Source organism: Polynucleobacter sp. Adler-ghost, from assembly GCF_018688495.1.
Classification (GTDB): Bacteria; Pseudomonadota; Gammaproteobacteria; order Burkholderiales; family Burkholderiaceae; genus Polynucleobacter.
Window position 1 is genome coordinate 1,946,343 of the sequence record NZ_CP061320.1, and the last position, 13,666, is coordinate 1,960,008.

At 45.6% G+C, this 13,666-nt stretch carries 18 protein-coding genes; 5 read left to right on the forward strand and 13 right to left on the reverse strand.

Features of this window, described 5'->3' with window-relative positions; all coding sequences use genetic code 11:
- The first annotated feature begins 124 nt into the window (after positions 1–124).
- Both ICV89_RS10055 and pth read left to right on the forward strand, forming a co-directional pair.
- Complete coding sequence (locus ICV89_RS10055; RefSeq protein WP_215308510.1) at positions 125–766, forward strand: 50S ribosomal protein L25/general stress protein Ctc; 642 nt, start codon at positions 125–127, stop codon at positions 764–766.
- A gap of 90 nt (positions 767–856) precedes the next feature.
- Positions 857–1,453: an aminoacyl-tRNA hydrolase gene (pth, locus tag ICV89_RS10060; protein ID WP_215308511.1), complete on the forward strand. Its 597-nt coding sequence runs from the start codon at positions 857–859 to the stop codon at positions 1,451–1,453.
- A gap of 14 nt (positions 1,454–1,467) precedes the next feature.
- Here pth and ICV89_RS10065 read toward each other — a convergent pair whose 3' ends face one another.
- Genes ICV89_RS10065 through ICV89_RS10085 form a run of 5 tightly spaced genes read right to left on the reverse strand, consistent with a single transcriptional unit; the run spans position 1,468 to position 5,623 of the window.
- Positions 1,468–1,734 carry a YfhL family 4Fe-4S dicluster ferredoxin gene (locus ICV89_RS10065; protein ID WP_215308512.1) on the reverse strand — a complete coding sequence of 89 codons (267 nt, stop codon included), beginning with the start codon at positions 1,732–1,734 and terminating at the stop codon, positions 1,468–1,470.
- 17 nt (positions 1,735–1,751) lie between these two features.
- Positions 1,752–2,246, reverse strand: a complete 495-nt coding sequence (gene coaD, locus ICV89_RS10070; protein ID WP_215308513.1) for a pantetheine-phosphate adenylyltransferase — start codon at positions 2,244–2,246, stop codon at positions 1,752–1,754.
- A gap of 36 nt (positions 2,247–2,282) precedes the next feature.
- A complete protein-coding gene (rsmD, locus tag ICV89_RS10075; RefSeq protein WP_370624508.1) occupies positions 2,283–2,912 on the reverse strand; it encodes a 16S rRNA (guanine(966)-N(2))-methyltransferase RsmD in 630 nt (209 codons plus the stop codon).
- Positions 2,905–4,248 carry a pitrilysin family protein gene (locus tag ICV89_RS10080; RefSeq protein WP_215308514.1) on the reverse strand — a complete coding sequence of 448 codons (1,344 nt, stop codon included), beginning with the start codon at positions 4,246–4,248 and terminating at the stop codon, positions 2,905–2,907. Before ICV89_RS10080 ends, rsmD begins: the two co-directional genes overlap by 8 nt.
- A complete protein-coding gene (locus ICV89_RS10085; RefSeq protein WP_215308515.1) occupies positions 4,238–5,623 on the reverse strand; it encodes a pitrilysin family protein in 1,386 nt (461 codons plus the stop codon). Before ICV89_RS10085 ends, ICV89_RS10080 begins: the two co-directional genes overlap by 11 nt.
- A gap of 62 nt (positions 5,624–5,685) precedes the next feature.
- On the opposite strand from ICV89_RS10085, the gene ftsY reads away from it, so the two are divergent.
- Positions 5,686–6,576, forward strand: a complete 891-nt coding sequence (gene ftsY / locus ICV89_RS10090) for a signal recognition particle-docking protein FtsY (RefSeq protein ID WP_215308516.1) — start codon at positions 5,686–5,688, stop codon at positions 6,574–6,576.
- Positions 6,577–6,666: 90 nt separating this feature from the next.
- The gene (rpoH, locus tag ICV89_RS10095) at positions 6,667–7,617 is read left to right on the forward strand and encodes an RNA polymerase sigma factor RpoH (protein ID WP_215308517.1); all 951 of its coding nucleotides are present in this window, start codon (positions 6,667–6,669) and stop codon (positions 7,615–7,617) included.
- Positions 7,618–7,638: 21 nt separating this feature from the next.
- On the opposite strand, the gene ICV89_RS10100 is transcribed toward rpoH, so the two are convergent.
- The 5 genes from ICV89_RS10100 to ICV89_RS10120 are packed head-to-tail and all read right to left on the reverse strand — an operon-like array spanning position 7,639 to position 11,707.
- Entirely contained in the window at positions 7,639–8,202 is a 564-nt protein-coding gene (locus tag ICV89_RS10100; protein WP_371817894.1) for an SCO family protein, read from the reverse strand.
- A 49-nt stretch (positions 8,203–8,251) separates the two neighbouring features.
- On the reverse strand, positions 8,252–9,145 hold the full coding sequence (gene cyoE / locus ICV89_RS10105) for a heme o synthase (RefSeq protein WP_215308519.1): 894 nt from the start codon (positions 9,143–9,145) through the stop codon (positions 8,252–8,254).
- Complete coding sequence (locus tag ICV89_RS10110; RefSeq protein ID WP_215308520.1) at positions 9,142–10,272, reverse strand: heme A synthase; 1,131 nt, start codon at positions 10,270–10,272, stop codon at positions 9,142–9,144. The genes cyoE and ICV89_RS10110 overlap by 4 nt, the downstream gene beginning before the upstream one ends.
- Positions 10,269–10,928 carry a hypothetical protein gene (locus ICV89_RS10115; protein ID WP_215308521.1) on the reverse strand — a complete coding sequence of 220 codons (660 nt, stop codon included), beginning with the start codon at positions 10,926–10,928 and terminating at the stop codon, positions 10,269–10,271. Before ICV89_RS10115 ends, ICV89_RS10110 begins: the two co-directional genes overlap by 4 nt.
- Positions 10,925–11,707, reverse strand: coding sequence for an SURF1 family protein (locus ICV89_RS10120; protein WP_251370836.1), 783 nt, complete (start codon positions 11,705–11,707; stop codon positions 10,925–10,927). Before ICV89_RS10120 ends, ICV89_RS10115 begins: the two co-directional genes overlap by 4 nt.
- A 14-nt stretch (positions 11,708–11,721) precedes the next feature.
- Here ICV89_RS10120 and ICV89_RS10125 point away from each other — a divergent pair, with 14 nt between their 5' ends.
- Positions 11,722–11,934, forward strand: coding sequence for a twin transmembrane helix small protein (locus tag ICV89_RS10125; RefSeq protein ID WP_215308522.1), 213 nt, complete (start codon positions 11,722–11,724; stop codon positions 11,932–11,934).
- Positions 11,935–11,997: 63 nt separating this feature from the next.
- On the opposite strand, the gene ICV89_RS10130 is transcribed toward ICV89_RS10125, so the two are convergent.
- The 3 genes from ICV89_RS10130 to ICV89_RS10140 are packed head-to-tail and all read right to left on the reverse strand — an operon-like array spanning position 11,998 to position 13,666.
- Positions 11,998–12,852 (reverse strand): cytochrome c oxidase subunit 3, encoded by an 855-nt coding sequence (locus ICV89_RS10130; RefSeq protein ID WP_215308523.1) that lies wholly within the window; start codon positions 12,850–12,852, stop codon positions 11,998–12,000.
- A gap of 29 nt (positions 12,853–12,881) precedes the next feature.
- Positions 12,882–13,076 carry a DUF2970 domain-containing protein gene (locus tag ICV89_RS10135; RefSeq protein WP_215308524.1) on the reverse strand — a complete coding sequence of 65 codons (195 nt, stop codon included), beginning with the start codon at positions 13,074–13,076 and terminating at the stop codon, positions 12,882–12,884.
- Positions 13,073–13,666, reverse strand: coding sequence for a cytochrome c oxidase assembly protein (locus ICV89_RS10140; RefSeq protein WP_215308525.1), 594 nt, complete (start codon positions 13,664–13,666; stop codon positions 13,073–13,075). The genes ICV89_RS10135 and ICV89_RS10140 overlap by 4 nt, the downstream gene beginning before the upstream one ends.

The window sequence follows — 13,666 nt, forward strand, 5'->3', positions numbered from 1 at the left end:
GTTTACGCCCCCGTTTTTGGCAATTTTGAGCCTTTTCTAGGCAAAAAGTACGATTCCCAAGATATAATCAAAGGCTTTTCTGTTTGGTCGCGAACGGAAATTAACCTTAAATTAGGAAATGAACATGAAAGTAGTAGCCTTTGAAAGAAGCGTACAGGGAACGGGTGCGAGCCGCCGTCTGCGCAACTCCGGTAAAACTCCGGGCATCATCTATGGCGGTAAAGACGCCGCAACTGTCATTGAGTTGGATCACAACGCACTGTTCCATGCTCTCCGCAAGGAAGCATTCCACTCATCCATCCTTGATCTCGAAATCGGCGGCAAAGCACAAAAAGTGTTGTTACGCGATTATCAGATGCATCCATTTAAGCCTTTGGTTCTGCATATCGACTTCCAGCGCGTTTCTGCGACTGAGAAAGTTCACATGCGCGTTCCATTGCATTTCATTAATGCTGACACTTCAGCCGCAGTGAAGTTACAAGGCGCTGTCATCAGCCATATCTCTACTGAATTGGAAATCTCTTGCTTGCCAGCAGACTTGCCAGAGTTCATTGAAGTGGACTTAAGCAAGATTGAAGTTGGTCATGGCATTCATGCTAAAGATATCGCATTGCCAAAAGGCGTTACCTTGGTATTGCATATTGAGCAAGAAAACCCAGTGCTTGCTAACGCACGTATTCCAGCAGTGAAATCTGCCGATACAGAAGCGGCGGCTCCTGCAGCAACTGCGGCTCCTGCTGCTGAAGCCCCAAAGGATAAAGCTTAATCATTTAAGCACTATCTTTGCGACAGAGGAAGCCCGCTTACAAGCGGGTTTTCTTTTTTGCAGAAAAGCTTTTATCCTTAAGTACTCATCATGACTAAATTAATTATTGGCCTAGGCAATCCAGGTGAAGAACATACTGAAGATCGGCACAATGCTGGCTTCTGGTTTGTAGACGCACTCGCTCAACAATTAAACATCCGCTTTGAAACTGAAAAGCGTTTTCTTGGAAAAGTAGCTAAGGCTAAGTGGGAAGATGAAGACCTCTTCTTACTCAAGCCAAATACTTATATGAATCTGAGCGGTCAGGCTGTCGGAGCTTTATGCCGCTTTCATAAAATTACCCCCAAAGATGTGTTGGTGGTGCAGGACGAGTTAGATCTCAAGCCTGGCACGGCACGTATTAAGCTTGGTGGTGGCACTGGTGGACACAACGGCTTAAAAGATATCCAGGCTCACTTAGGAACTCCCGATTACTGGCGCTTGCGCCTAGGTATTGGACACCCACGCGATCTTGCCCCAGAGGGTGCACGAGTAATGGACGTCGCTGACTTCGTGTTGAGAAGGCCATTACAACTAGAACAAAAGCAGATTGATGCAAGTATTGAAAATGGCTTACAAATTCTGCCTTTATTCCTACGGGGTGACACTCAAGCAGCCATGCTCGAATTGCACTCTAAAACCAATTAAATAGTACTAATTGCTTATTTAGCGAGTGCCTTTTTGGCAGCAGTTAAGGCCTGATACTTTGCCATTAACTGCGTTTGATTTTCAGAAAAAGAAGGGTTCATCGGTATGCAATCTACTGGGCAGACTTGCTGACACTGAGGCGCATCGTAATGACCTACACATTCAGTACATTTATTGGGATCAATCTCGTAGATCTCTAGACCCATGTAGATTGCATCGTTTGGGCATTCAGGCTCACACACATCGCAATTGATGCATTCGTCTGTAATCATTAAAGCCATATTTGCGCCTAGAAGTCTTACCCTTTACTCTTATTAGCTTCAATCTTTTTGATCAACCACTTTTCTACCGATGGGAATACAAACTTACTCACATCGCCACCCATAGAAGCAATCTCACGCACAAAGGTGCCAGAAATAAATTGATACTGGTCTGATGGGGTCAGAAATAGTGTTTCAACATCAGGTAATAAATAGCGGTTCATACCAGCCATCTGAAACTCGTATTCAAAATCAGATACTGCGCGCAAGCCACGCACAATGACACGCGCATTATGTTCGCGAGCAAAATCTTTTAATAGACCCGTAAATCCAACAATCTTCACATTGGAGTAGTGGCCAAGGACTTCTTTGGCAATCTCAATGCGCTCATCGAGCGTAAAGAAAGGGCGTTTGCTACGACTATCAGCAACACCTACAATGAGTTCGCCAAAAATGCTTGAGGCGCGACGCACTAGGTCCTCGTGACCACGAGTGAAGGGATCAAATGTTCCAGGGTATACAGCAACAGTCATAAGGCTCCTAAGGCTTTTTCAGCTACAGGCAAGAGTTTAGTCCCTCTTGGAGCGAAATAGACAAGCTTTTACTTGTCCAGCCTCTAAGTATTTTCCACAATGCCAATCAGGTACTAAAGCCTCAATCTGCTCACGGGGGCGACTAGCAGGAAACTCTACGTAAATGCCCCCGCCGGCACTGTCATCACAAACGCGAGCAGCCTCTATAAGCGCTTGATTTAATAGACCCTCTTCCTGAAAGGGTGGATCTATAAAGATCAGATTACTGGAGCGGTCAGCTGCTTGCTTTAAGAACTCCAAACTATCCCTATGAAGAATCTGGACTACGCCAGGCGCAGGAGATGACTCTAGCAAAACAAAATTTGCCAAAAGCTTGGCATAGGCGCGCTTGTCTTTTTCTAATAGGATTACTGAATTGGCATGTCGTGACGCAGCCTCAAAACCTAATGCGCCAGTACCAGCAAACAAATCTAAACAACGCAAACCAAGCAAATCCTGCCCGAGCCAATTAAATAGAGTCTCACGAACGCGATCAGTACTAGGACGAAGACCAGGTAAATCCAATACGCTGAGCAAACGACTGCGCCAAATCCCACCAATAATGCGAATTTTCTGTGGGGGCTCAGAACGTATGCCTAATGAAGCTGACTTGACTGGCTTATTTATTTTTCGCTCCTAAGACCACAATTTTCATGCGGTCCATGGCTAAGTATTTTTGGAACGCCGCCTTGACTTGCTCAAGGCTAACCGCTTCCACTTGCTTAGTCCAAATCTCCATCGTATCGAGAGGCAAATTATTCCAAGCAATAGATGACACATTATCAAGTAACTTACGGTTGTTATCAATTCTTAAAGGATAGCCATTGATTAAGTTTGCTTTGGCTGCATCGAGCTCCGTTTGCGTTGGGCCATCAGCAATAAATTGCGCAATAGTCGAACTCATTACCTCTAGCGCCAAAGTCGCTTGATCATTCTTGGTTTGTACACCTGCCTGGAATATCCCCGCATCCTTACCAGGGGCAAAGTAACTAAACACGCTATAAGCAAGGCCACGTTTCTCGCGCACCTCTGACATGAGGCGGGATACAAAGCCACCGCCACCCAAAATATAGTTACCCACTAGTAATGGGAAGTAATCCGGATTACTACGGGTTACTGCAGTCATTCCCATGGCGATATGTGCCTGCTGCGAATCAAATGGAATAGCAACTTCGCGTTGACTTAAAGGTTCGACTGGTGAGCGCTCAAATTCTGGCAACTTAGCAACAGGAGATCCAGACTGAGGAACTCTTTGCAATAAACTCTGAACAATTTCAGCAGCCTCGGCTTTGCTCACATCACCCACAATGCTGACAATCATTCGATCGCCACGATAAAACTGTTTATGAAACTGCTGCAGGTCGTTTGCGCCGATATTGGCAACACTTTTCACTGTTGGTGAATTGGCCAGTGGATAGTCTCCGTAAACGGATTTTCTAAAGCGACGATCCAGCACTGACTCTGGCTTCGTCTCCGACTCTAGCAATGCCGTAGTCATCCTTTGCTTCTCACGCGCCAAGATCTTTGCATCATAGGTAGGTGCACTCAACATTGCAGAGGCCAATTGAACGGCGCGATCACGTAAATCTTTACGACTCAAAGTTCTAATGCGCATCACAGCGCGCTCACCGCCAACAGAGATACCAAGGTTTGCACCAAGGTCTGCAATCTCATCCGCAATCTGTGCCTCATTTAGCAGACCCTTATCCGATTTGGCGCCATAGTTCATTAGCCGCCCAGCCATAGTAGCTAAGCCACTCTTCACTCCTGGATCATAACGGTCACCTGCATCAATACTGATCTCGATATCCACCATCGGCAGCGCTTTGGTTTGTACTAAATAGGCTTGCGCACCCTTGAAGGAGTCTAGTTTTTCTATAGGCAATATTGCGTATGCAGATGTACTTACTCCGACTATCAGCGCGATTGCAAGACTGCCTTTCGAGATGAGTTTATTTAGCATCACGGTTGCCTCCTTGCTTGCTCTCACCCGACTGGCGTGCTTGCGGGTCTAGGACTGCTATGGTGAGCCCCTCATCTACTAAATATTTTTTTGCAACGGCTTGTACTTGTGTGGGAGTAATGGTTTGCATCTTTTCTAACATCACATCAATATCTTTCCATGAGAATCCAGCCATCTCTGTGCTACCTATTTCCATCGCCTGACCAAAAATTGAATCTCGCTTATAAATTTGATCAGACAGAATGCGCACCTTCACCCGCTTAAGTTCTGACTCTAAGATTCCTTTATCAATAACCTCTTTCAAGGCTTTACGAATACTGCTCTCCGCCTGCTCCACTGTCTTGCCTTTAGCCATGCTGCTGCTAATGAAAAATAGTTCAGGTCCTCTAGAGATCATGTCATAACCGACGCTAACATCATTTACTACGCGCTCTTGCTTTACCAGGGTACGATTTAAGCGTGCGTTGTCATAACCATCCAGTACAGCAGACAACAGCTCTAACGCATAAGGCTCATCATCATCCAATCTCCCTACCTCTAATTTGGGAACTTTCCAAGCCATTGCTAGTTGTGCGCTATCAGCAGGCGCTTTTACCTGCACTCGCTTAGTACCTTTTTGCACAGGCTCAATCTGGGGCTTACGTTCCGGTAACTCTCTAGCTAAAGCAGCTCCGTAATATTTTTCCACTGCTCTTAGAATGGCTCTAGGATCAACATCGCCTGCAATGACTACAGTTGCGTTATTTGGTTTGTACCAGCTGCGATACCAATCGCGAGCATCTATGGCTTTCATATTGACTAAATCATTCATCCAACCAACTACCGGATGTCGATAAGGAGAGCTCATATATGCGGTGGCAGTGAGCGATTCATTGAGCAAGCTACTGGGATTATCTTCCGTACGCAGACGACGCTCTTCCATTACCACCTGAATTTCTTTCAGAAATTCTGCATCATCAAAATTGAGGTTGGACATACGATCAGCCTCCAATCTCATCACCTCATCTAGCTTAGACTTTTCAACTTGTTGAAAGTAAGCTGTGTAATCACGAGAGGTAAAAGCATTTTCTCGACCACCAACTGCCGCAACTAAGCGGGAGAACTCACCTGACTTTACTTTATGGGTACCCTTAAACATCATGTGCTCCAACACATGAGCTACCCCAGTCTTACCATTCACCTCATCCATAGAGCCAGCGCGATACCAAACCATATGCGCAACCGTAGGTGCGCGATGATCTTCACGCACAATTAACTTAAGGCCATTAGAGAGTTGAAATTCGTGGGTATTTGCAAGGCCCACTTCTTGGGCTGCTAAAACACTAGAACAGCCGAGCACTAAACAGAGAGAAAAGCTTAATAAAGTGGAACGCATCTGTAAGATCACCTATCCCGAGAATTTAATTGATAAGATGCAAGGATTAAATTGTATCGATTATGTTCGGCCTACGTAAAACTCTCGGATCCCTATTCCAATCCAGTCAGACTGATGAAGCCTGGTTTGATGCCTTAGAAGAATCTCTCATTCTGAGCGATGTGGGTCTGCCCACGACTGAACAATTGATTAGTAAGCTCCGGAAGGCCGCCAAATCAGAAAGGGCTAGTAGTTCTGAAGAACTCAAGCAACTACTGATTGAAGAAGTGGCGATGCTCCTGAAATCTGTTGAGCCTAACCCCAATCCCTTGTATGTCCATGAACAAAAGACCACACCAGAGGTGTGGCTAGTAATTGGCGTCAATGGCGCCGGTAAGACTACGACGATCGGCAAACTCTGCAAACTTTTTCAATCTCAAGGTAAGTCCGTCTTGCTGGCAGCCGGCGACACATTCCGAGCTGCGGCTCGCAACCAGCTGCTTGAATGGGGTAGTCGCAATCAGGTCGATGTCATCATGCAAGAAAGCGGTGATGCAGCGGCAGTAGCACACGATGCTATTCATGCGGCGATTTCTCGCAAAAGCGATATTCTGATTATTGATACCGCCGGCAGACTAGCCACTCAAGACCACCTGATGGAAGAATTAAAGAAGGTTAAAAGAGTCATCGGTAAGGCCCTTCCTGGGGCGCCTCACCAGACTTTGCTCATTCTTGATGGCAATACCGGTCAAAACGGTTTAAGCCAAGTCAGGGCCTTTCATGCTGCTTTAGGACTTTCTGCCTTAATTGTGACTAAATTGGATGGCACCGCTAAAGGTGGAGTGATTTGTGCGCTCGCCCACACCCTCCATGATGAGCCAAAACCAGCAGTTTTAGCACTAGGTAAAGGTGAGGGAATTGATGATTTAGCCCCCTTCACAGCCGCACAATATTCGACTGAATTATTCAATTAAATCATAGACTTATAGGATTAAAAAACCATTAGCACTCTCTTGACAAGAGTGCTAAAATAGAATTCTATTAATACCTAAAATATAAACAAAATGGTTCCAAAGAAAGCATACAAACCGCAATTGCAAGCAAGGCAAACACTGCCAGCAGCGCAGACTGCTGCGGCTTCGCTTGCCTTTCCGATGTTGCCTTCCCTAGGGGTTGGCACACTCGACTCTTACATCTCCTATGTGAATCGTGTACCGATGCTCAGCGCGGCAGAGGAACTACACCTCGCGCAAGAATTTCGTCGCACTGAAAATGTCGATGCTGCGAAGACTTTAGTTCTCTCGCACCTCCGTTTAGTGGTCTCTGTTGCTCGTCAATACTTAGGCTATGGAATTCCCCATGCTGATTTAATTCAGGAAGGTAATATTGGTTTGATGAAGGCTGTCAAACGCTATGACCCTAACCAAGGCGCACGCTTAGTCTCCTATGCTATCCATTGGATTAAGGCAGAGATTCATGAGTACATTCTCAAAAATTGGCGCTTGGTCAAAGTTGCAACAACAAAAGCACAGCGTAAATTGTTCTTCAATCTGCGTAGTAACAAGCCTACTCTAGCCGCCCTGACACCAAATGAGGTTGAGGCTTTAGCGAAAGCGCTGGATGTCAAAGGCTCTGACGTAAAAGAAATGGAAATGCGCCTTGCTGGTGGCGATGTTGCCCTGGAAGGCGATGACACCGATGATGAATCAGCCTATGCACCAATTCAATGGTTGGCTGATAGCAGTCAAGAGCCTACTGAAATGATGGCTGCTACTGCGACTGATGCATTACATGGGCCTCAGCTAGATCAAGCACTCATGGCGCTAGATGAGCGAAGCCGCAATATTGTGCAATCACGTTGGTTAGCAATGGATGCAGATGGCAATGGAACAAAGACATTGCATGATCTCGCCAGCGAATACGGCATTTCTGCAGAGCGTGTTCGTCAGATTGAAACTGCTGCGCTCAAAAAAATGCGCAGTCTCTTGCAAACCGAGGCTGCTGAAGCAGCTTAAGCAGCCTTCCCTTCGAAGCTTTTACTTCAGAAGTTCCTTCAAGTCTTGCGCCAAGGTCTCAGCACCTTGCGCATGCTTGATATATAGACGTAAACGCCCTTCCGGATCAAAGGCATAACTTCCTGCCATATGATCCATGGTGTATGACCCAGAACTTGTGCCAGGCACCTTCTGGTAGTAAACCTTAAAGTCCTTAGTCACTTTTTCTAAAGCTGCTTCATCAGCCGGCCGCAAGCCCAAGAAGCGCGAATCAAATGCCGGTACATATTGTTTTAAGATGGCCGCAGTGTCTCTTTCTGGATCCACAGTTACAAACAGAACTTGCACCTTATCTGCCTGAGGCCCCAATAAAGTCATCACCTGTTGCATCTCAGTGAGCGTCGTAGGGCAAACATCAGGACACTGCGTATAACCAAAGAACATTAAAACAGCCTTGCCTTTAAAGTCAGCAAGCGTTCTCACCCTTCCGTCAGGGTCGAGCAAACTGAAGTCAGTACCAAAGGCCTTACTCCCCGTAATATCGACGTTCTTAAAGCTTTGCTGAGGACTGCAAGCTAGCAGAGATACACCGATCAGCGACAACATCAATAGGCGTGCAATAGAAAAGTAAATTTTTTGTAATTGCATCTGCATCTCAAACAAAATAATGATCAATTAATAGCGCTGCAAAAAGTAAAGATAAATACGTAATTGAAAAACGGAAGGTCTTCTTCGCTAGCGCGTCGCTGTAAGACACAAACAAGGCAATGACATATGCCAGAAATATCAAGCCCAAAATGATTGCTGAAATCAAATAGAGCAGGCCACTCATGCCATAAATATATGGCAGTAAAGTAGCTGCAATCAAAATCAATGTGTATAGCAAAATATTGAGCAAAGTAAAACGCTCTCCGTGTGTCACTGGCAGCATTGGTAAACCACTTTGCACATAATCATCGCGACGATATAGAGCAAGAGCCCAAAAGTGCGGGGGAGTCCAAACGAAAATGATCAATACCAAGAGCCAAGCTTCTGCTGACACAGTATTGGTAACTGCCGCCCAACCTAAGGCAGGCGGCATAGCACCCGAGAGACCGCCAATGACAATATTTTGTGGTGTAGCAGGCTTGAGCAACCAGGTATAAATCACCGCGTAACCAACAAAAGTGGCCACAGTAAGCCACATGGTTAATGGATTACAGAAGATCCACAAGATGACCATTCCCAAACCACCAAGAATAATTGAGAAAACGGTAATATGAAAAGGCGTCACTTCACCAGTTGCGGACGGCCTCCAAGCAGTTCTCTTCATCTTGGCATCGACGGCTTGCTCGATTAAACAATTCATTGCAAAAGCGGCTCCTGCCAACAACCAAATCCCAACAATGCCGCCAATCAGAACTGAATAAGGCACCATGCCCGGGGTAGCCAAGAACATACCAATAACTGCACAGAATACTGCCAACTGCGTGACGCGGGGCTTGGTGAGAACCCAATATTGACGCCAACGTGGCATCGCTACAGGATTGGGGGAAGTTGGACTACTCATAATGATGTAGACATCTTAATGTGAATGGGGGCAGTCCAAGAGGACCATTGGGCTAAACGCACTAAACAGAACACCAATGCAGCAGAACCTGCGGTATGCATTAAGGCAGCGAGGAGAGGCCACTGAAAGACCACATTAGAAATACCAGTCAGAGCCTGAAGAATGAGTAAGCCTAACAATAGTTTAGCAATCCTACCCATTCCTAATGATTTGGCATCACCTAGGCTGAGGGCACTCATTCCTAAAGCACCAAGAACTATCACAGCAACCATAGCAAAAACACGATGCGCCCAATGGATGGTTTGCAAAGCGACAGGTGTAATAGATTCGCCTTGAGCATTCAAGCCTAAGCCACGCCACAGGGCAAATCCTTCTTGCCAAGCCGTTTCTGGCCAAAGACGATCCATGCAAGTCGGAAAATCAGGGCAGGCTAGCACAGCGTAATTAGTGCTCACCCATGCACCTAAAAAGATTTGCATACATAAGATGATTGCTGCAAGTAACAGTAACTTCGCAGAGAGGGGCTTGCTCTGTAGGCGATCAGCTGAAGAAGATGTACCCATCCACTCTTGTTGTGCATAAGTCGTTAAACAGGCCAGCAAAACCAAAGCCAGCATCAAGTGAATCGTCACAATAATAGGCTGCAATTTCAGCGTCACTGTCCAGGCACCAAATGCGCCTTGGATGCATACCAAAATCAGCAAACCTAGACTGCCCAATAATGGTTTCTTACCTAGACTGCGAAGCTTGCTCCAGGCAACTGCTACCTGAATCAAAATCAGTGCTCCAACTGTCATTGCTAAATAGCGATGAATCATTTCAATCCAAGCTTTGATGACAGTCACTGGGCCCGTAGGCATGTTAGCTTCAGCTTGCTGGATCTCACCAATCGCATGCCATGGATTTGATGTGCCATAACAACCAGGCCAATCAGGGCATCCCAGACCAGAGTCTGTTAAACGAGTAAAAGCGCCAAACACAATCAAGTCAAAGGTCATGAAAACCAAGACCCAATTTAGCTTTTGGAAAAAGTTATAAGCTGGCCTAGTCCAGAGATAGGTCAAAGGCAGGCCTGCAAAGACAATTGCGATTGCAGCCAACTCTGCGAGCAATAGCACGCTACTCATTGCAATTTTTCACCCTTACGATTGAGGCGCAAGAGCTTCTCAAGATCTTTTTTAATGCTGCCAAATTCTTTTGGTGAATTCGTCACCGGAAAAATCATCATTTTGGCTGGACTTGGATCAATCAGCTGAATCTTCTGACCAGCTCCATCACGATTAAGCCATGCATTAAATTCTGCTCTTAATTTAGGATCTACTGGTAAATCTACAATCTGAAACCCCGCCGTCTTTTGATCGTATGCCAGTAATACTTCCGGATCTACTGCTTTGCCATCAGTATTGACCCAAACGAGCTGAACTCGACTACTTTCACGACCAACAGCAATACGTAGTTGACGCATTAAAAATAGAGCCTCGAGACAAGATTCATTTTTAATGGTGCATTCCCCAGCTGGCCTTGCCACAAGCAAAGTCCACTTTCCATTGAAGGGAATATCAAACCATGCGGGATTCATATCTTGCACAGGCTGAACCAGGGCCCCAAAGTTAGTCTTTCCACCCTCTGGCTTAAAAACGTAGTACGCCAAATAGGAGGCGATTACTGGTGCCGCACAGGCAAGCAACAATAGCAGCATCTGAATACGCCCACGTCGAGTTTGCGTGTTAATTGCAGACGCATCTGTTTGTGATGCTGGAATCAATAATTCTTTATCACTCACCCTCTATCTCCATTCACAGCAAGCTCTCGCCGATATTTCACGAGCCCATTAATGAGCCAAAATAAAAATCCAGTCAGTGCCAAAGCAAACCACTGGAATGCATAAGCATAATGGCGATCGACTCCGTTTGTCGGGGAGGGCCAATTTCTTAGTAAACCATCCTCTTTCGAAGAACTAGACTCTCGAACAATGAACGGAAGTTGCTTCCATTCATGGCTTTGAGCCTCAAGCCCCAAATCAAAGTTTTGCTCAATCCGAGGGCTTGTTTGCGTAGCATCCTTTTTTCCCAACTCATAAACCCTTCCGGGGTGAGGGAAAGCAACACCCTCAACAGTCACCACTTCACTGACCGTTTTAACTGGGGGTAAGTCAATACGATTTTCGTTGTTACGAGGAGCCCAACCTCGGTTCACCCAAAGTACAAGCTCTTGGCCATCTAATTTCAAAGGCATCATCACATAAAAGCCGGATTGTCCTGCAACGCCAGTAGCGCCCTCGGGAATGGGGCGAGGACGGTTATCCAGCCAAATTGCCGCATCTTGAATAAAACGTCCACGAGCTAGAATGCGGCGCTCTGTAGCCTGCTCTAGGGTCAAGCTAGCGGCATTAGCATTCAGAATGGGCATTTGCAGTCTGGCAATTAAAGATTCACCCAAGCGAATCTTTTGCTCTGCTCGGTTTAACTGCCAAATACCAGCACCGCAGCCAATTACAATCACCACAAGGGCTGATAATGTAGCAACTTTACGACTAGTAATTAAGCTAGAAAAAATATTCACAAAGGTACTTTGAGATGAAATGGGTTATTCCGATTGCACTGCTAATCATTGTTGGAAGCTTAGGCTCAGCACTCTATTTCATGATGAAAGATAAGGGTCGGAGCTCCAGAATGGTTCAGTCGCTGATGTTACGTATTGGACTGTCAATCGTACTCTTCTTGGGAATATTGATTGCCCACTACTTTGGGTATATCGAAGCTACCGGCGTTCGAGTAGGAACAAACTAAGCGCCCGCACCAAGACTCAGGACTGAAAATAAATCGGGGCTTAACGCCCCGATTTTTATTTCCCTACATCCAGTAAACAGCGATGTACAGACCAAGCCAAACTACGTCAACAAAGTGCCAATACCAAGCAGCACCCTCAAACGCAAAATGATTTTCAGCGGTAAAGTCACCGCGCATCATGCGACGGAGAACAATCGCCAACATCAAGCCACCAAGGAATACGTGGAAGCCATGGAAACCAGTCAACATAAAGAAGGTTGAGCCATAAATGCCTGAAGTTAACTTCAAGTTCAAGGCATGGTATGCATGGTAGTACTCGTACATCTGAAAGCCCAAGAAGATAATGCCAAGACCAACGGTAGCGGCCAAGCCATTGATCGCTTTCTTCATGTGGTTTTCACGAATGGCATGATGAGCGTAAGTTACTGTCACACCAGAAGACAAGAGCAATAAAGTATTAATAGTTGGAATGGGCCATGGACCCATAGTGGTAAATTTCTCTACTAAACCAGCAGGGCCATCATTAGGCCAAACAGCCTGAAAATCAGGCCAGAGTAATTTACTTTCTACATCACCCATCCAAGGCATCGCAATATTACGCGCGTAGAACAATGCAGAAAAGAATGCACCGAAGAACATAATCTCAGAGAAGATGAACCAAGCCATGGACCAACGATAAGAAATATCGACGTTTACGCCATTCTTACCTGAGTTGGATTCGGCAATGGTGTCTCCAAACCAGTTGTAAAGAACAAATAACACCCAAAGCACACCAACTGCAGTTACTGGGCCGCCCCAAGCTGCGTGGTTTACCCAGCCAGACATACCGGCAGCAAAAGCAAGCAAACCTAGCGCTGCCGCAGCTGGATGACTAGATAGTCCAGGAACAAAATAGTAAGGGGTTGAATTGGATGACATCTTATTCTCTCTATTCAATCAAAAAATAATCAATGGGACACAACTGCTTTAACTATCAAAAGGAGTATGGCCATAAAAATCAAGGCGCCTAAAACTCCCGCAATAATAATGTGGACAAAACTTAATGAAGCAACATCTTCCTGCAAACCTGATTTTTTACGCACACCTAAAAAAGCCCACAAAACCGCGATCATAGATTGCATAAATGAACTTTTCTTACTCATGATGCTAATTTTGATTTAGGTGTTGTTGAGCCAGCTGGTTGCTGACCAACCCCCAATTCAAAGAAGGTATATGACAAAGTAATTGTTTTGACATCAGCAGGTAGACCTGCGTCAATTACAAATACCACCGGCATCTTCTTCATTTCATGGGCAGTCATAGTTTGCTGCTGAAAACAAAAACACTCTAGTTTGGTGAAGAACTCCATGGCACTTTTCGGCGCATAACTTGGAATTGCTTGAGCTTCAACAGAGCGGTTTAAATTATTAGTGACCTCATAAACGATCTCTGTCATTTCGCCTGGATGTACTTCGAGGTAGTTCTTCACTGGGCGAAATGTAAAAGGACCACGGCTATTAGAGTCAAACTCAATAGTCACCTTACGAGAATAGTCAACCTGAGTATTGCCAACCTTATTTGCACTGTAGGCTCGAATGCCATAGTCATTCTTACTGGTGACCACATTAATGCCGGTCACCTCACACAAAGCTTTATACATTGGTACTAGTGCGTAACCAAAACCAAACATCATGACTGAAGCTATCAAAAGCTTGAGCAAGATTTGGCGGTTAACGGAGGCAATAGTAGACAT